Source organism: Streptomyces sp. NBC_01478 (assembly GCF_036227225.1).
GTDB lineage: Bacteria > Actinomycetota > Actinomycetes > Streptomycetales > Streptomycetaceae > Streptomyces.
Genome location: NZ_CP109444.1, coordinates 4,397,988 through 4,415,314, shown reverse-complemented (window position 1 = coordinate 4,415,314; position 17,327 = coordinate 4,397,988). Strand labels below are relative to the sequence as shown.

Below are 17,327 nucleotides of genomic sequence, written 5' to 3'. Positions count from 1 at the left end.
CTCAGTGCCGCCAATAGGCCCAATGGTCGACCCCGAGTGCACTCTCCTGCGCCAAATGGGGGATGGTAGAGACAGTCAGGGCAACCTCGAAGAAGAGGCACAACGTCGGTGAGGGATGACGTGAGCGACAACTCTGTAGTACTGCGGTTCGGCGACGGCGAGTACACCTACCCGGTGATCGACAGCACCGTCGGCGACAAGGGCTTCGACATCGGGAAGCTCCGTGCTCAGACCGGTCTGGTGACGCTGGACAGCGGTTATGGGAACACCGCCGCCTATAAATCCGCCATCACCTACCTCGACGGTGAGCAGGGCATCCTCCGGTACCGCGGCTACCCGATCGAGCAGTTGGCCGAGCGCTCCACCTTCGTGGAGGTCGCCTACCTGCTCATCAACGGCGAGCTGCCGACCGTCGACGAGCTCACCGTGTTCAAGAACGACATCACGCAGCACACCCTGCTGCACGAGGACGTCAAGAACTTCTACAAGGGCTTCCCGCGCGACGCCCACCCGATGGCGATGCTGTCGTCGGTCGTCTCGGCGCTGTCCACGTTCTACCAGGACAGCCACAACCCGTTCGACGAGAAGCAGCGCAACCTCTCCACGATCCGGCTGCTCGCGAAGCTTCCGACGATCGCGGCGTACGCGTACAAGAAGTCGATCGGCCACCCGTTCGTCTACCCGCGCAACGACCTCGGCTACGTCGAGAACTTCCTGCGCATGACCTTCTCGGTCCCCGCCCAGGAGTACGACCTCGACCCGGTCGTCGTCTCCGCGCTGGACAAGCTGCTGATCCTGCACGCGGACCACGAGCAGAACTGTTCGACCTCCACGGTCCGCCTCGTCGGCTCCTCGCAGGCCAACATGTTCGCCTCGATCTCGGCCGGCATCAACGCGCTGTGGGGCCCGCTGCACGGCGGCGCCAACCAGTCCGTCCTGGAGATGCTGGAAGGCATCCAGGCCAACGGCGGCGATGTCGACTCCTTCATCCGCAAGGTGAAGAACAAGGAGGACGGCGTCCGCCTGATGGGCTTCGGCCACCGGGTGTACAAGTCCTTCGACCCGCGCGCCAAGATCATCAAGGCTGCCGCGCACGACGTCCTCTCGGCCCTCGGCAAGTCCGACGAGCTGCTGGACATCGCGCTCAAGCTCGAGGGGCACGCGCTGTCCGACGACTACTTCGTCTCGCGCAACCTCTACCCGAACGTCGACTTCTACACCGGTCTGATCTACCGGGCCATGGGCTTCCCGGCCGAGATGTTCACGGTCCTGTTCGCCCTGGGCCGCCTCCCGGGCTGGATCGCCCAGTGGCACGAGATGATCAAGGAGCCCGGCTCCCGTATCGGCCGCCCGCGCCAGATCTACACGGGCGTCGTCGAGCGCGACTTCGTCCCGGTCGAGGGTCGCTGAAGCACTCCACCAAGCGCTCCGCCGGGGTCCGCAGTTCGTTTGCTGCGGGCCCGGTGGGGGCTGGTCGCGCCCGCGCGGCGGAGCCGCACGTGTCACAGCCCCGCGCCCCTTAAAAGCAGCAGTGCCCGGCGTCTCTAAGGGAAGGGACGCCGCAGCGCAGCAACAGCTCCGGAGCACTGCACCACTGCAAAACTCCGGACCACAGCAAGACCGCGCCCTTTCGACACCCGCGCCTCACGTCGGCGAGTGAGCCGAAGGGGCGCGCCTGTGTCGAGAGTCCGTGGGGGTCCCTCCCGCTCGAGCGAAGCCGAGAGTGGGGGAGCGCGGAGGCGCGCAGCGCCGAGCACGGTGGGACTCTCGACACAGGCTTTGGCGCCCCGGAGGCGAACCGAGCTCGAAAAAAGAGGGGAAGAAGGCGCCCTGCCGACGGTCCCCCCACGGGCCGGCGTACAGGGCGCCTTCCCATGTCCCGGTGCGGATTCCCCCCACGGGATCCGGCCGGGCGTCTTAGAGAACCAGCGCCTGAATCGCTGTACTGCGTACTGCCGAGGCTCGATCAAGCTGAGCCTCGTTGAGTAGAACGAGCAAAACTCCTCGTACTACCGGGTGGAGCCAGTGATGTGTGCGATCTGCCGGGACACCGCACGACGGGAGGGCCGCTCAAAGCTCCCCGGTGTACGTGTCCCGGCAACGCATCTCTGAGGAAGTCCCCCAAGACATCCTCAGATGCCAGTTCGCGCCCCCCAAGACGCTTGCTGACATCGTCAACTTAGACCTTCGAACCCCTTCGATGGTTACGTTCACATCACTGTGATCTGCGTCTCTTGCATATGTCCGTTAGATGCGCAAGAGCCCCGATGTCGTGGTCGGGGCCCCAGCGTAAGGATGATGCGCGAGCCTTGTGAAGAGCTTATGTGAGGCCGTCGTCGGTCTCTAGAGGGACTCTTGCTTCAGGTTCCCGTAACTCCCGGTAACTTTGCGGAACTTCAGCGAAATGTCCTAAGTCGCAGGCTGTTGGACACCACGAACACCGACGAAAAGGCCATCGCGGCCCCCGCGATCATGGGGTTCAGCATGCCCGCGGCGGCGAGCGGCAGCGCCGCCACGTTGTATCCAAAAGCCCATACGAGATTGCCCTTGATGGTGGTCAGTGTCCGCCGGGACAGCCGGATCGCGTCCGCGGCCACCCGCAGATCCCCGCGCACCAGCGTCAGATCGCTCGCCTCGATCGCCGCGTCCGTCCCGGTGCCCATCGCGAGCCCCAGGTCGGCGGTGGCGAGCGCGGCCGCGTCGTTGACCCCGTCGCCCACCATGGCGACGGTCCGTCCCTCGCCCTGCAGTCGTCGTACGACGGCGACCTTGTCCTCGGGCAGCACCTCGGCGATGACGTCCCCGGGGGAGATCCCGACGGCGGCGGCCACCGCTTCCGCGACCGCGCGGTTGTCCCCGGTCAGCAGCACCGGGGTGAGTCCGAGGGCCCGCAGCTCCCGTACGGCCTCGGCGCTGGTCTCCTTGACCGCGTCGGCGACCGCGAGGACCCCGCGCGCCACTCCGTCCCAGCCGACCACCACGGCCGTACGTCCGCCGCTCTCGGCCTCGGAGGCGGCTCGGGTCAACTCCTCGGGGAGGGTGTCGTAGAGGCGCCCCACGGCCACCTCACGGCCCTCCACGCGCCCGCGTACGCCACGGCCGGGCACGTTCTCGAAGTGCTCGGCCGGCGGCAGCGGGCCCACCCGCTCCTCCGCGCCCGCCGCCACGGCCCGCGCGACGGGGTGCTCGGAGGCGTGCTCCAGGGCGCCCGCGAGCCGCAGTAGCTCCCGCTCGTCGGTGCCCTCGGCGACGTGGACCTCCTGGAGGGTCATGCGGCCGGTGGTGATCGTGCCCGTCTTGTCGAGGACGACCGTGTCGACGCGGCGGGTGGACTCCAGGACCTCGGGGCCCTTGATCAGGATGCCCAGTTGGGCGCCGCGGCCGGTGCCGACCATGAGGGCGGTCGGGGTGGCCAGGCCCAGCGCGCACGGGCAGGCGATGATCAGCACGGCGACGGCCGCGGTGAACGCGGCGGCCACGTCTCCGGTGACCGCGAGCCACGTCCCGAACGTGCCGAGCGCGATCAGCAGCACCACCGGCACGAAGATCCCGGAGATCCGGTCCGCGAGCCGCTGCACCTCGGCCTTGCCGTTCTGCGCGTCCTCCACCAGCCGCGCCATGCGCGCGAGTTGGGTGTCCGAACCGACCCGGCTCGCTGCTACGACGAGCCGCCCGCCGGCGTTCACGGTCGCGCCCGTGACGGTGTCACCCGGTGCCACGTCCACCGGTACCGACTCGCCGGTCAGCATCGACGCGTCGACCGCGGAGGTGCCCTCGACGACGGTGCCGTCGGTCGCGATCTTCTCCCCGGGCCGTACGACGAAACGGTCCCCGACCGCCAACTCGGCCACGGGGAGCCGTACTTCACGACCGTCCCGCAGAACTGCCACATCCTTGGCGCCCAGTTGCATGAGCGCGCGCAGGGCCGCTCCCGCCCGCCTCTTGGAGCGGGCCTCCAGATAGCGGCCCAGCAGGATCAACGCGACGACTCCGGCGGCCACTTCGAGGTAGATCGTCGAGGCGCCGTCCGTGCGCGAGACGGTGAGGCGGAACTCGTCGTGCATGCCGGCCATGCCCGCGTCGCCCCAGAACAGCGCCCACAGCGACCAGCCGAACGCGGCCAGCGTGCCGACCGAGACAAGGGTGTCCATGGTGGCCGCGCCGTGCCGGGCGTTGGTGAACGCGGCCCGGTGGAACGGGAGTCCGCCCCAGACGACGACCGGCGCGGCGAGGGTGAGTGCGAGCCACTGCCAGTTGTCGAACTGCAGGGCCGGGATCATCGACAGCAGCACCACGGGCAGCGCGAGGACGGCCGAGACGGTCAACCGCTCGCGCAGGGAGGCGAGTTCGGGATCGTCGTCGCGGGTCGGTGGCTCCGGCTCGGGCGGTGCGGGTTCCTCGGCGGTGTACCCGGTCTTCACCACGGTCGCGATGAGATCGGCGACCTGGATGCCCGCCGGGTAGCTGACTTTCGCCTTCTCCGTCGCGTAGTTGACCGTGGCGCTGACGCCGTCCATGCGGTTGAGCTTCTTCTCGACGCGGGCCGCGCAGGAGGCGCAGGTCATCCCGCCGATGAGCAACTCGACCTCGGCGGCGGCGGCTTCGGGGGCCGCGGGTATGGGGGTCTCTGCGGTGGTGCCGATCGCGGTGGTGCTGGTCATGTCCGGACTCCAGACATCGGACCGGACCGCACGGAGCCAGTATGAGCTGGTCGGCACGGCCCGGTCGGAAAACAGAAGTGTGGTGCGGGTTCCGATCAGACCTGGCCGACGAGCTCGAAGCCCGCCTCGTCGACGGCCGCGCGGACGGCCTCGTCGGTGAGCGGGGCGGCGGATACGACGGTGACCTCGCCGGTCGACGCGACGGCCTTCACCGAGCTGACGCCGGGCAGCCCGGAGATCTCGCCGGAGACGGAGCCCTCGCAGTGTCCGCAGCTCATCCCGCTCACCTTGTAGACGGTGGTGACGGAACCCTGGGTGTCGGTCTGGGCGGTCATGTCGTTCTCCTCGTGGAGGCGTGTGGAGGCCTAAGGGGTCGGAGTGGCCCACGGTGGCTCACTCTGTCCCCAGACTATACCCCTAGGGGGTATTTCTCCAAGAGGGATCGCGGCGGGCCAGCGACCGCACCCAGCCGATGCCGAGCAGGGCCACGAGCACCATTCCGCCCACCGAGAACATCGTGAAGAGATGCTCCTGCTGGTCGGTCGGCCGCGGGATGTACCCCTGGGCGAACAACTGCCGGTCCAGGCCCGTTCCCGACAGCCGGGCCACCAGCCAGATGGCGATCCCGTGCGTCGAGTCCCACAGGGCGTGCAGCAGGGAGACGCCGAGAAACGTGCCGACGACCGGGCCGGTGAAGCGGAAACGCCCGTTCAACTGCCGGTAGGAGAGCAGGACCCCGCCCGCGATCGCCGTCCACAGGCCGTGCCCGAAGGGGGCGAGTACCCCGCGCAGGATCTCGGTCTCCAGGAGGGCGCGCAGATCGATGCCCTTGGCGGAGACGGCCGCGTTGAAGGCGTAACCGGCACTCTCCAGGGCGGCGAATCCGAAGCCGACCGTCGCGCCCAGCACCAGCCCGGCCCGCATCCCGTGCAGCCGAGGCTGCCGGCGCAGCACGAACATCAGTGCCCCGAGCTTCACGGCCTCCTCGATGAGCCCGACGCCCACGAACATCCACAAGGAGGGGTGCAGCAGGTAGTACTCCATCACCGAGGCGCCCAGCACCCCGAGCGTGCCGCCGGTCAGGAAGCAGCCGAGGATCACGCTGACGCCCAGGTCGCGCCCGTGCCGCTCGTACGCCCACAGGACGAAGGTCACGGGCACCAGGAAGCTGCCGAGCAGGATCAGCGTCGGCAGGAGGGTGGTGTTCTTCGTCGCGTACGTGACCAGCGCGGTCAGCACCCACAGCGCCAGCCCGCCGCCCAGGCACTGCTTCCACAGACCGGTGCGGATCTGGGGGTACGTCGGCGGCGGCTGCTGCGGCCCGGGGATACGGGCCCGGGGCGCGCCGGGCGGCGGAGAGTAGGTCACGGCAAATCCCCTCGTACTCCTACAGGGCAGATTTACCGGCACTTTATGGTAGATACGCCTCATGCCGCAGTCCGGGACGCCCGTCCTGATCATGGCCGTCGCGGCACTGCCACCCCTGCCGGCCTACCGCATCGGCCGCAGGCTCCCGGCCCCGCCGGTCATCTTCGAGATCCTCATGGGCATCCTCGCCGGCCCGGACGTACTCGGCTGGGCGGGCGACGGACAGGCGATCGACACCCTCTCCGACCTCGGTCCGACGATGCCGATCTTCCTCGCCGGATACGAGACCGCCCGGCCCTGGCCGGCCTTCTCGCGGGCTGCTCCAAGGGCGTCCACATCGGTACGGCCCTCACCGGCACCGCCCTCTACACGGTCCTGCCTGTGCTGCGCGACGCCGGGGATCTGCACTCGCGCTTCGGCTCCGTGATGCGGCGTTCGGCGCGGTGGGGGAGTTCGGGCCGGTCGTCGCGATGGCCCTGCTGCCGAGCGGACGCGCGCCGGGCCGCTCGACGGCGCTGCTCGCCGCGTTCGCCCTGCTCACGGCGGGCGCGGTGTGGTGGGCGCTGCGCCCGCGTCCGCCGTGGTTCTCCCGCGTCATCGCCAAGACCCTGCACAGCAGCGGCCAGTTCGCCGTACGGCTCGTCGTGCTCCTCCTGGCGGTGATGCTGGGCATCTCCCAGGCCCTGGGCCTCGACACCTGCCCTGGCGCCTTCGCCGCCGGCCTGATCGCCCGCCTGGTGCTGCACGGCGCGGCCCCGGAGAGCGCGGGTTCGGTCCTGGAGAAGGTCGAGGCGATGGGCTTCGGCTTCCTGGTGCCGGTGTTCCTGGCCCTGTTCCTCCTCGTCCGCGGCCTTCCGGTCTACGTCCTGGCCCCGCGCGATCTTCTACGACGGGACCGGCGCGCCCTCACCCTGCTCGCGTCCACCGCGGGTCGGGGCGGCGATGGTGTCGGTGCTGGACGCGGTGTAGCCCGTCGCGCAGAAGACGGAGGCGGCCGCCTCCAGGAGCTGGGTGATGCGGCGCTCGCCGCGGGCCTGGCGGCGGGGGTTTGTCTTCTCCTGATCCACGGGCGCGGCCTGCTGGTCCCGGCGGTGATGAAGCTGACGGGGAGGGCGACTTGGTGGGCGCCGGGGCCGTTGCGCCGCTTCCACGAACGGTTCGGTGTAAACGAGGGAGGAGAGAACCCACTCAGGGGCGCGGGGCTGTATCAATCTGCGGCTCCGCAGACGAAAACGGCGATGGGAGCTTGGATGAAAGCGGTGGTGTTCGAGCAGTACGGTGAGCTCGCCGACGTGCGCGACGTACCCGACCCCCACCCCGCACCCCACGGAGTGACAGTCCGGGTGGAAGCCACCGGGCTCTGCCGCAGCGACTGGCACGGCTGGCAGGGCCACGACCCCGACATCACCCTGCCTCACGTCCCGGGCCACGAACTCGCCGGTGTCATCGAGTCGGTGGGCCCCCGCGTCACCAACTGGCACCCCGGAGACCGAGTCACCGTACCGTTCGTGTGCGCCTGCGGAAGCTGCGAGGCATGCGCGGCAGGCGACCAGCAGATCTGCGCGCGCCAGACCCAGCCCGGCTTCACCCACTGGGGTTCCTTCGCCCAGTACGTCGCCCTGGACCACGCGGACGTGAACCTGGTCGCGATCCCGGACGAGATGTCCTTCGCGACGGCGGCTTCACTGGGCTGCCGGTTCGCGACGGCGTTCCGCGCGGTGGTGCAGCGCGGCCGGGTCGCGGCGGGGGAGTGGGTCGCGGTGCACGGCTGCGGGGGAGTGGGCCTGTCGGCGGTGATGATCGCGGCGGCGTCCGGCGCTCGTGTCGTCGCCGTCGACATCTCCCCCGAAGCACTGGCGCTGGCAAGGAAGTTCGGGGCGACGGAGTGCGTGGACGGCACGCGGACCCCGGACACGGCCCAGGCGGTACGCGAACTGACGGGCGGCGGCGCCCACTTGTCGCTGGACGCCCTGGGCTCACCGACGACCTGCGCCAACTCGGTGAACGGCCTGCGCCGCCGAGGCCGCCACATCCAGGTCGGCCTCCTCCCCTCCTCCTCCGGTACGACCCCGGTCCCCATGGCCAGGGCGATCTCCCTGGAACTCGAACTCCTCGGCAGCCACGGCATGGCGGCCCACACCTACCCGCCCATGCTGGAACTGGTCCGAGCGGGAGTACTCCGCCCCGACCTCCTCGCCACCGCCACGATCACCCTGGCCGAGACACCGGCGGCGCTCGCCGCGATGGGGACGGCACCGGGAGCGGGGGTGACGGTCATCGAGCCGTGGAGCTGAGGTCACCACACCGGCCGAACAGGCCTTGAGCAAGCCCGATTCAGTCCCTGAACGGGCCCTGAACGCGCCCCGATTGGGCCGGAGTCATCCCGTCGCCGTCGCCGTCGCCGTCGGCACCAGGTACCCGGCGACACTGCGCAGCTTCTCGCAGGTCTCCTCGTGTTCCCGGGCCGGCTGCGACTGCCGGACGATCCCGGCGCCGGCCTGGAGCCAGCAGTGCTCGCCCTGCCGGAAGACGCTGCGCAGGACGAGCGCGGCATCGAGCGCGCCGGAGACGTCGTAGGTGAGGACAGCACCCCCGTACAGCCCCCGGGGGCGGCCCTCCAGCGCGCGGATCACGTCGTAGGCCGGTGTCTTGGGGATGCCGGTGGCGGTGACCGCGGGGAACAGGGCGGCGAAGGCCTGCCAGGGGGTGCGGTCGGCGCGGAGGCGGCCGACGACGGTGGAGGCGAGGTGCTGGACCGTGCCGCGTTCCGCGACGGTCATGTACTCGGTGGTGCAGGTGTCGTCGCAGACGAGGGCGAGATCCTCCAGCGCCAGTTTCACGGAGATGGCGTGCTCGTGGACCTCCTTCGGGTCGCTCAGCAGGTCGGCGCGCAGCCGGGCGTCCTCGTCCGGTGAGCCCGTGCGGGCCCGGGTCCCGGGCAGCGGTCGGCTCACCACCCGCCGGTCGCCGGTGACTTCGGCGACGGTCTCCGGGCTGAAGCCGGCCGCGCCGATCCCACCGAGGTTCAACAGGAAGGACCGGGCAGGGGTGTTGGCCCGTCGCCCCGCGACATAGGTGGCGGTCAGGTCCAGCGGCACGGGCACCGGGACCCGCCGGGACAGGATCACCTTCGCCAACGGGCCCGGTCCGCGCAGGTCGTCGAGGGCGGTGGCGACGGCATCGCGGTAGTCGCCGGTGTCGTCCAGCACCACGTCGACCCGCCCGGTGGGCTCGGGAGGTACGGGAGATACCGGTGCGCCCGGTGTCTCCGGCGCGCGGACCAGCCGTAGCAGTCCGTCGAGGTGGTCGGGGTCGGTGGCGCGGAGCAGCAGTCGGTCGCCCGTGGCCCGCACCTCGACGGCCGGTACGACCAGGTGGAGGAGGGCCTGTTCGCCGTCCGCGGCACTCGTGCGCGCCCCGGCCAGGGCCGCCCCCAACTCGAAGGCGGCCCAGCCGTAGACCCGCCATCCGGTCACCGGCAGTGCGGCGAGCCACTGCTCGACGGCCGACAGGTCCCGCGCGTCCCTAGTGAGGCGGAACGCCGCGAGGGTGCCGCCGGCGTACGACCACTCCGGGCCGTTCTCGTACACCGCGTACTGGTCGTACAGGCCGCTGCGGGCGAGCCGGGCCATGAGGGTGAGGGGTTCCTCCGTCAAGTGCAGCCGGATCTCCCGGTAGTCGGCGGTCGTCACGAGGTCACCTCTCCCGGGCGTCGGCCCAATGCGCTGACCAGGGGGTAGGAGTTGACGACGAAGCGCGGGTCGTCCAGGAGGGCGAGGAAGGCGTCCACGTCACCGGGCGCGACCCCCAACTCGGCCAGACCATCGGTGACTTGCTCGGTGTTGACGCGATGCAGGCCGATCCCCTCGCCGCCGCCCTGCCAGGCCTCCGCGTAGGTGGTCGCCGTGACCTGTTCCAGTCCCGCCCGCAGCATCGCCCCCACCACCTGCCGCCCCCACCGGGGTTCGGCACCGGCCCGCTCCAACAGGGCCAGCAGGGAGGCGTGCAGGCGCTCGAAGAGCGGGGCCGCGCTGTCGTCGGGTGCGGCGAGCACGGGGGTCCAGCCGCAGTCGAAGTCCTCCAGCACCAGCCAGCCACCCGGCCGCAGGGCACCGGCCAGCAGCTCCAACACCCGTAGCCGCTCCGGCAGATGGATCAGCACCAGCCGGGCGTGCACCAGGTCGAAGCCGTCGCCGGGCAGCGGGTCGTGGGTGATGTCGTGCCGCAGGACCCGCACATTGCCGGCGCGCGGCCGGGCCGCGGCGCGGGCCGGGTCGATGTCGGTGACCGCCACCTCCCCCTCCGGCCCGACCCGTTCGCCCAGCCAGTCCCCCAACGACCCACCGCCACCGCCGACTTCGAGACACCGCCACCCCGGCCCGAGCCCGGTGCGTTCCAACGCCGTTCTGGACGCGGCGTCGTAGCGGGATTCGAGTACGGAGAAACGCCCTGCCGCCTGGACGGCCGCGTTGTCGAACAGATAGCGGGACATGCGTGCCTCTTGAGGTCGCAGGAGTACTGCTCGACAAAATGGTCACACCGGAAAAAGGCGCTATACAGGGCGTGATGAAGGGCGGAGGAGGGGCGACAGGATCGCGCCATCGCTAAGCGGATTGTCGTATCACTACGACACGCGCTTCCCGTGCCGACAGCGGGCGCCGGGCGCCGGATGTCGGGCGCCGGATGCCGGGCACTCGCACCGCGCCACACCACGGCACGGCCCGGGCACCCGGTCGCACACCGACCCGCTCGGATCAGTCGTCTCTACGGCCCCGGTTGCCGGGGCGGGAGGCGACCCAGGCGCGGACCGTGTCGGCGTACCAGAACGGCTTGCCGCCCTCCACGTGGTCGGGCGGGGGCAGCAGGCCGTGCTTGCGGTAGGAGCGGACGGTGTCGGGCTGGACGCGGATGTGGGCCGCGATTTCCTTGTACGACCACAGCCGTCGGTCGGTCATGAGTGCACCTCCCTGCGCGCGCCGCGGCGGCGGCCGGGGGCGGCCGTCGGGGGAGCCGTGCGCTGCGCTGGCGATCACAAAGCCTGTGCCCGGTGAACGACGCAGAGTGAGGGACGGGAAGTGCCTGTCGACCGGGTGTGACGCAAAACCCGCGTACACGCGATATGTGTGACACGAGGGGTGCTTTTGTGACACAGGTGACGCAAAGGCGCACGCGGGCGCGGAGGCGCGGCGCGTTGACACCGGCGGAGAGAACGCGGGGGAGGGTGCGGCGGAAGGGCGCAGGGGGAGGGCGCGGAAGGAGGGCGCGGAGGGGGCACAGCAAGGTGGGCCGGACCCGCTGCGCCGGGCCCGGCCCACCGGCTCCCCGCATCCCCCGGACCCGTTGAACCGCTGGAGGCCTGCGCATCCCCAGGGATCAACCGGCCAGGCGCTCAGCCTGCATCAACGCGCCCGGCCGGTCTTGGAGAAATCCGCAGCGCGACCGGGATCGAGCAGCAGACTCGTCGCCTCACCCGGCACCCGGTCCCCGGCCGGCGCCCCGGTCCGCTCCGCCGGCGGACTCACCCGGGCCACCGTGAACTGACCCGGTGTGCACCCCGTCATCGCCCTGAACTCGCCGCTCAGATGCGCCTGGTCGTAGAAACCGCAGACCGCCGCCGTCTCCGCCTGGCTGCGGCCGGACGCGAGGAGTCGCCGGGCCCGTTGCAACCGCAGGACGCGGGCCGCCGCCTTGGGGCCGAGGCCGATCTGTTCCCGGAAGCGGTTCTCCAACTGCCGTACGCTCCAGCCCACTTCGTCCGCGAGCCGGGGCACCGGCATCGCGCCCCAGGTCCGCACCAGCTCGGACCAGGCCCGTACGACCCGTTCCGAACTCGGCGTACCGGCCGCCGACCAGCGGGTGAACACCTCGTCCAGCAGCTCGAATCGGGCCGTCCAGGTCGGCAACGCGGCGAGCGCGGCGGCCAGTTCGCCGATCCCGGCCCAGCGGGAGCCCAGTACGTGCGGGAGTTCGTCCGGATCGACCACCCGGTCGGCGAGTTCGTGCTGAGCCGTGCCGAACAGCGTGAACGCGGCCCACGGCATCAGCAGGACCTCAACTCCCGCGAGCCGCCCGCTGTGTTCGCCGAGCGCCGCAGTGGTCGTAGGCCCGCAGAACACGGACGCGAGCTCCGTCGGCTCCCGGCCACCCCGCGATATCCGCACGGTCCCCTCGAACCCGAGCAGCAGCGTGGCGGCCCCGATAGGCGCCTCGAGCCGGGCTCGGGGCCGGGACAGCGCGAGCCGTATCCCGCGATAACTGATGACCCCGGGCCGAAGCCGCGGATGAGGCACCCCAAGCGCAGCCTCCCAGGACCCATCAGGCCCATGCCCGGCACGAATGCCCACAGCAGCAACAGACATCCACTGATAGTCCTACGGGACTACGGCGCCGGTAAGGGGCGCGGGGCTGTATCGATGTGCGGCTCCGCCGCGTGGGCGCGACCAGCCACAGCGGACCCGCACCCGACAAACAACCAGTCCTCCTCCCCTCTCGTCCGAATGTCTGGACAAAACATTGACAGGGCTCGGGCAGCGGGACTACAAACCGTGGAGAGCCGAAACGAAGCCGCTCCGCATCCGGTCCCAGGGGGACCGCTCGCGCGGGCGCGAAGGGAAGTCGATGGCGTACGACCTGATCACCATGGGGCGGCTAGGGGTGGACCTCTACCCGCTGCAGACGGGCGTGCCGCTGCCCCAGGTGACGACCTTCGGGAAGTTCCTCGGCGGCTCGGCGGCGAACGTCGCGGTCGCCGCCGCCCGACTGGGCCGTGAGGTGGCCCTGGTCTCGCGCACCGGCGACGACCCCTTCGGCACCTACCTGCACGAGGCGCTGCGCGACTTCGGCGTCGACGACCGCTGGGTCACCCCGGTCCCCGGACTGCCGACCCCGGTCACCTTCTGCGAGATCTTCCCGCCGGACGACTTCCCGCTGTACTTCTACCGGCAGCCCAAGGCCCCGGACCTGGAGATCGACGCCCACGAGCTCGACCTGGACGCGATCCACGAGGCCCGGATCTTCTGGATCACCGGCACGGGCCTGAGCGAGGAGCCCAGCCGTACGGCCACGCTCGCGGCCCTCGCCCATCGCGCCAAGTCCGGTACGACGGTCTTCGACCTCGACTGGCGCCCCATGTTCTGGAAGGACCCGAGCGAGGCCCGCCCCTTCTACCAGGAGGCCCTGCGCCACACGACCGTGGCCGTCGGCAACCTCGACGAGGTGGAGGTCGCCACCGGAGTGCGCGAGCCGCACGCCGCCGCCCGCGCGCTCCTGGACGCCGGTGTCGAACTCGCCGTCGTCAAGCAGGGCCCCAAGGGCGTCCTCGCGGTCAACCGGGCCGGCGAGTCGGCCGAGGTGCCCCCGCTGCCCGTGAACGTCCTCAACGGACTCGGCGCCGGTGACGCCTTCGGCGGCTCCCTGTGCCACGGCCTGCTGTCCGGCTGGGACCTGGAGAAGATCATGCGGCACGCCAACGCGGCCGGCGCGATCGTCGCCTCCCGCCTGGAGTGCTCGTCCGCGATGCCCACGGTTCCCGAGGTCGAGGCCGCGATCGCCGCCGGAGCGGTCCTGTGAGGGCCGGCCGCGTGGCGGGTGCCGAGCACGAACACGGGGGCGGGGACGGCCTGTCCGGTCCGGCGGATCCCTCCGGGCCCTCGGGCCACGAGAGCGGTACCGGCCCCCGCGTGGACATCTCCGAACTCGTCCGCACCCGAACCCGTCACCCCGAGGCGATCGCCGAGGCCGCCGCCCGCCGCGTCCGGCGGCCGCTGCTCAACGAGGCCGGCCGGCTGATGATCGTCGCCGCCGACCACCCGGCCCGCGGTGCGCTCGGTGTCGGCGACCGCAAGTTCGCGATGGCCAACCGCGCCGAACTCCTCGAACGACTGTGCCTCGCGCTGTCCCGCCCCGGTGTCGACGGCGTCCTCGCGACCGCCGACATCCTGGACGACCTGCTGCTCCTCGGCGCCCTCGACGGCAAGGTCGTCATGGGCTCGATGAACCGCGGCGGCCTCCAGGGCGCGAGCTTCGAACTCGACGACCGCTTCACCGGCCACCGCGCCCAGGACATCGAGCGACTCAACTTCGACGCGGGCAAGCTGCTCCTGCGCATCGACTACGACGACCCGGGCTCGCTCACCACCCTGGAGTCCACCGCCCGCGCCATCGACGACATGGCCGCGCGCCGACTCCCCTTGTTCGTCGAGCCGTTCATCAGCCGCCGCACGGACGAGGGCAAACTGAAGAACGACCTCTCCGCCGAGGCCGTCATCAAGTCCATCGCCATCTCCTCGGGCCTGGGCGGCACTTCGGCCTACACCTGGCTCAAGCTCCCCGTCACCGAGAACCCCGACGACATGGCCCAGGTCATGGAGACCTCCACCCTCCCCGCCGTGCTCCTCGGCGGCGAGGTCGGCGACTCCATCGAGGAACAGGACGGCGCCTACGAGAAGTGGCGCGGCGCCCTCCAACTCCCCACCGTGCGCGGCCTGGTGGTCGGCCGCTCACTGCTCTACCCGGCGGACGGAGACGTCGCCGCCGCCGTGGACACCGCCGTGGGACTGCTGTGAGGGCCGCCTTATGACGACCGCCGAGCCGTACGTCCCCGAGCTGTACGTCCCCAAGGGCTCTGTCGCCAACGCGCAGTACGTCGTGGACATCGACCCCGAGCGGGCCGGCTGGACCCACAGCAGTCTGCGGGTCGTCGAGCTGGAGCCGGGCGGGACACACCACTTCACCACCGGTGACAGCGAGTGGATCGTGCTTCCGCTCAGCGGTGGATGTACCGTGCGAATTGCGGACGAAGAGTTCCAACTCCTGGGCAGGGAAAGCGTGTTCGCCGGAGTCACCGACTTCGCGTACATGCCCCGAGACGCCCAGGTCAAGATCGCCTCCGGCGCGGGAGGCCGCTTCGCCCTGGCAGGAGCGAAGTGCGAGCGACGACTCCCCGCTCGCTACGGCCCCGCGCCGGAGGTTCCGGTGGAACGACGCGGCGAAGGCACCTGCCTTCGCCGCGTCCGCAACTTCGCCTCGGCCGACGCCTTCGCCTGCGACAAGCTCATCGCGGTCGAGGTGATCACGCCCGGCGGCAACTGGTCCTCGTATCCGCCGCACAAGCACGACGAACAACGCCCGGGCGAGGAAGCCGAGTTGGAGGAGATCTACTACTTCGAGATCGACGGCCCGAACGGTTTCGGCTATCAGCGCGTATTCCCCTCCCGTGAGGGCGGATCCGACGTCCTCGCGGAGGTCCGCTCCGGCGACGCCGTGCTCGTGCCCGATGGCTGGCACGGCCCGTCGATCGCCCAGCCGGGTCACGACATGTACTACCTGAACGTCATGGCGGGGCCGGGTGGAACGAGGGAGTGGCGGATCTGCTTCCACCCGGACCACGTTGAAAGCACAGGTGGTTACCGATGACCTCGACGACCAGGCTGACGGTCGCACAGGCACTCGTACGGTTCCTGTCCGTCCAGTACACCGAACGCGACGGCGTACGGCGGCGGTTGATCGACGCGACCTGGGGCATCTTCGGCCACGGCAACGTGGCCGGCCTCGGCCAGGCCCTCATCGAGTACGCCGACGACATGCCGTACCACCAGGGCCGCAACGAACAGTCCATGGTCCACGCGGCAGTCGGCTACGCGCGTCAGTCGAATCGCCTGGCGGCACACGCCGTTACGACGTCCATCGGCCCCGGCGCCACCAACCTCGTCACCGGCGCCGCCCTCGCCACGATCAACCACCTCCCGGTCCTGCTCCTCCCCGGCGACACCTTCGCCGGCCGCGTCGCCGACCCGGTGCTCCAGCAGCTCGAAGTCCCGTACGCGGGCGACGTGTCGGTCAACGACTGTCTGCGCCCGGTGTCGAAGTACTTCGACCGGATCACCCGGCCGGAAGCGCTGATCCCCGCCGCCCTGAACGCCATGCGCGTGCTCAGCGACCCCGTCGAGACCGGAGCCGTGACTCTCGCTCTCCCGCAGGACGTTCAGGCCGAGGCGTACGACTGGCCGGACGAGTTCTTCGCCGAACGCACCTGGCGCGTAAGGCGACCGGCCGCCGACCCGGCCGAACTCGCCGAAGCGGTAAGGGCAGTTCGCGAGGCCAAGAGGCCGCTCATCATCGCGGGCGGCGGAGTCCACCACAGCCGCGCCGAGGCCGCCCTCGCCGAGTTCGCGTCGGCCACCGGCATCCCGGTCGCCTCCACGCAGGCCGGCAAGGGCTCCCTGAACCACGACCACCCCCAGGACGTCGGCGGCATCGGCCACACCGGCACCGCGACCGCCGACGAACTCGCCCGCCTGGCCGACCTGGTGATCGGTATCGGCACCCGCTACACCGACTTCACCACCGGCTCCCACACCCTCTTCGAACGCCCCGGCGTCCGCTTCCTCAACCTCAACATCGGCGCCTACGACGGCCACAAGCTCGCCGGACAGCCGCTGATCGCCGACGCCCGCGACGGACTCACCGCGCTGGCAAGGGAGTCGGGCCCGGACGCGTACCGGGTCGCACCCTCGTACATCGCCGAGTACCGCGAGGACAAGGAGCGCTGGGAACAGCGCGTCGACGCCTGCTACGAGGCCGAGGAGCCCGACGTACGCCCGACCCAGCCCCAAGTCCTGGGCGCGCTGGACGAGATCGTCGACGAGTCCGACATCCTGATCAACGCGGCGGGCTCGCTCCCCGGCGATCTGCACAAGCTGTGGCGGACGCGGTCGTTCGACCAGTACCACGTGGAGTACGGCTACTCCTGCATGGGCTACGAGATCCCGGCCGCGATCGGCGTGAAGCTGGCCGCCCCGGACCGGCAGGTGTGGGCGCTGGTCGGCGACGGCACGTACCTGATGATGCCGACGGAGATCGTGACCGCCGTACAAGAGGGCATCGCGATCAAGGTGCTGCTGATACAGAACCACGGGTACGCCTCGATAGGGGGCCTGTCGGAGTCGGTCGGCGGCGAGCGCTTCGGCACCGCCTATCGCCACCAGGCGGACGACGGCACCTACACCGGCGCCCCGCTCCCCGTCGACCTCGCCGCCAACGCGGCCAGCCTCGGCATGCGCGTGCTGCGCGCGAAGACCGTCAGCGACCTGCGCGAGGCGCTCGCCGTGGCGAGGGCGGCCGACACTCCCACATGTGTCTACGTGGAGACCGAAACCGCAGACACAGTGTCGGGAGCGCCTCCCGCGCAGGCCTGGTGGGATGTACCTGTGGCCGCGACCGCGACCCGATCGTCCGCGGTCAAGGCACGTGAGCTGTACGAACGGCACGTCTCCACCCGACGCCGCCATCTGTGAAGGA

13 protein-coding genes and 2 pseudogenes are annotated in these 17,327 nt (G+C 70.6%); 7 read left to right on the top strand and 8 right to left on the bottom strand.

Translation table 11 applies throughout. The annotated features are described in order from the left end of the window. Window positions 1-120: 120 nt before the first annotated feature. Window positions 121-1,410 (top strand): citrate synthase, encoded by a 1,290-nt coding sequence (locus tag OG223_RS19755; RefSeq protein WP_262058043.1) that lies wholly within the window; start codon window positions 121-123, stop codon window positions 1,408-1,410. A gap of 986 nt (window positions 1,411-2,396) precedes the next feature. Here OG223_RS19755 and OG223_RS19750 read toward each other — a convergent pair. The 3 genes from OG223_RS19750 to OG223_RS19740 all read right to left on the bottom strand — a co-directional run bounded on the left by OG223_RS19750 (window position 2,397) and on the right by OG223_RS19740 (window position 6,029). Continuing rightward, window positions 2,397-4,661 (bottom strand): heavy metal translocating P-type ATPase, encoded by a 2,265-nt coding sequence (locus OG223_RS19750; RefSeq protein WP_329250146.1) that lies wholly within the window; start codon window positions 4,659-4,661, stop codon window positions 2,397-2,399. 95 nt (window positions 4,662-4,756) lie between these two features. Beyond that, window positions 4,757-4,996: a heavy-metal-associated domain-containing protein gene (locus tag OG223_RS19745; RefSeq protein ID WP_329250143.1), complete on the bottom strand. Its 240-nt coding sequence runs from the start codon at window positions 4,994-4,996 to the stop codon at window positions 4,757-4,759. A gap of 82 nt (window positions 4,997-5,078) precedes the next feature. Continuing rightward, a complete protein-coding gene (locus OG223_RS19740) occupies window positions 5,079-6,029 on the bottom strand; it encodes a PrsW family intramembrane metalloprotease (protein WP_329250140.1) in 951 nt (316 codons plus the stop codon). A gap of 61 nt (window positions 6,030-6,090) precedes the next feature. Here OG223_RS19740 and OG223_RS19735 point away from each other — a divergent pair. After that, window positions 6,091-6,955: pseudogene (locus tag OG223_RS19735) on the top strand (cation:proton antiporter domain-containing protein); the annotation flags it as partial. 12 nt (window positions 6,956-6,967) lie between these two features. Here OG223_RS19735 and OG223_RS19730 read toward each other — a convergent pair. Next, a pseudogene (locus OG223_RS19730) lies at window positions 6,968-7,096 on the bottom strand (TetR/AcrR family transcriptional regulator); the annotation flags it as partial. A gap of 183 nt (window positions 7,097-7,279) precedes the next feature. On the opposite strand from OG223_RS19730, the gene OG223_RS19725 reads away from it, so the two are divergent. Beyond that, window positions 7,280-8,323, top strand: a complete 1,044-nt coding sequence (locus OG223_RS19725) for a zinc-dependent alcohol dehydrogenase family protein (RefSeq protein WP_329265377.1) — start codon at window positions 7,280-7,282, stop codon at window positions 8,321-8,323. A gap of 84 nt (window positions 8,324-8,407) precedes the next feature. Here the strand turns inward: OG223_RS19725 and OG223_RS19720 are convergent, their stop codons facing one another. The 4 genes from OG223_RS19720 to OG223_RS19705 all read right to left on the bottom strand — a co-directional run bounded on the left by OG223_RS19720 (window position 8,408) and on the right by OG223_RS19705 (window position 12,262). Next, window positions 8,408-9,721, bottom strand: coding sequence for a salicylate synthase (locus OG223_RS19720; protein ID WP_329250137.1), 1,314 nt, complete (start codon window positions 9,719-9,721; stop codon window positions 8,408-8,410). Next, window positions 9,718-10,521 (bottom strand): class I SAM-dependent methyltransferase, encoded by an 804-nt coding sequence (locus tag OG223_RS19715; RefSeq protein WP_329250135.1) that lies wholly within the window; start codon window positions 10,519-10,521, stop codon window positions 9,718-9,720. The genes OG223_RS19720 and OG223_RS19715 overlap by 4 nt, the downstream gene beginning before the upstream one ends. 262 nt (window positions 10,522-10,783) lie before the next feature. After that, window positions 10,784-10,984, bottom strand: coding sequence for a helix-turn-helix transcriptional regulator (locus OG223_RS19710; RefSeq protein ID WP_329250132.1), 201 nt, complete (start codon window positions 10,982-10,984; stop codon window positions 10,784-10,786). A 444-nt stretch (window positions 10,985-11,428) separates the two neighbouring features. Then, entirely contained in the window at window positions 11,429-12,262 is an 834-nt protein-coding gene (locus OG223_RS19705) for an AraC family transcriptional regulator (RefSeq protein ID WP_329265376.1), read from the bottom strand. A 385-nt stretch (window positions 12,263-12,647) separates the two neighbouring features. On the opposite strand from OG223_RS19705, the gene iolC reads away from it, so the two are divergent. The 4 genes from iolC to iolD all read left to right on the top strand — a co-directional run bounded on the left by iolC (window position 12,648) and on the right by iolD (window position 17,323). After that, window positions 12,648-13,598: a 5-dehydro-2-deoxygluconokinase gene (gene iolC, locus OG223_RS19700; protein WP_329250130.1), complete on the top strand. Its 951-nt coding sequence runs from the start codon at window positions 12,648-12,650 to the stop codon at window positions 13,596-13,598. Window positions 13,599-13,708: 110 nt separating this feature from the next. After that, a complete protein-coding gene (locus OG223_RS19695; protein WP_443073845.1) occupies window positions 13,709-14,593 on the top strand; it encodes a Cgl0159 family (beta/alpha)8-fold protein in 885 nt (294 codons plus the stop codon). Between the two features lie 10 nt (window positions 14,594-14,603). Then, window positions 14,604-15,443, top strand: coding sequence for a 5-deoxy-glucuronate isomerase (gene iolB / locus OG223_RS19690; protein ID WP_329250127.1), 840 nt, complete (start codon window positions 14,604-14,606; stop codon window positions 15,441-15,443). Further along, on the top strand, window positions 15,440-17,323 hold the full coding sequence (iolD, locus tag OG223_RS19685; protein WP_329250123.1) for a 3D-(3,5/4)-trihydroxycyclohexane-1,2-dione acylhydrolase (decyclizing): 1,884 nt from the start codon (window positions 15,440-15,442) through the stop codon (window positions 17,321-17,323). Before iolB ends, iolD begins: the two co-directional genes overlap by 4 nt. The last annotated feature ends 4 nt before the right edge of the window (window positions 17,324-17,327 follow it).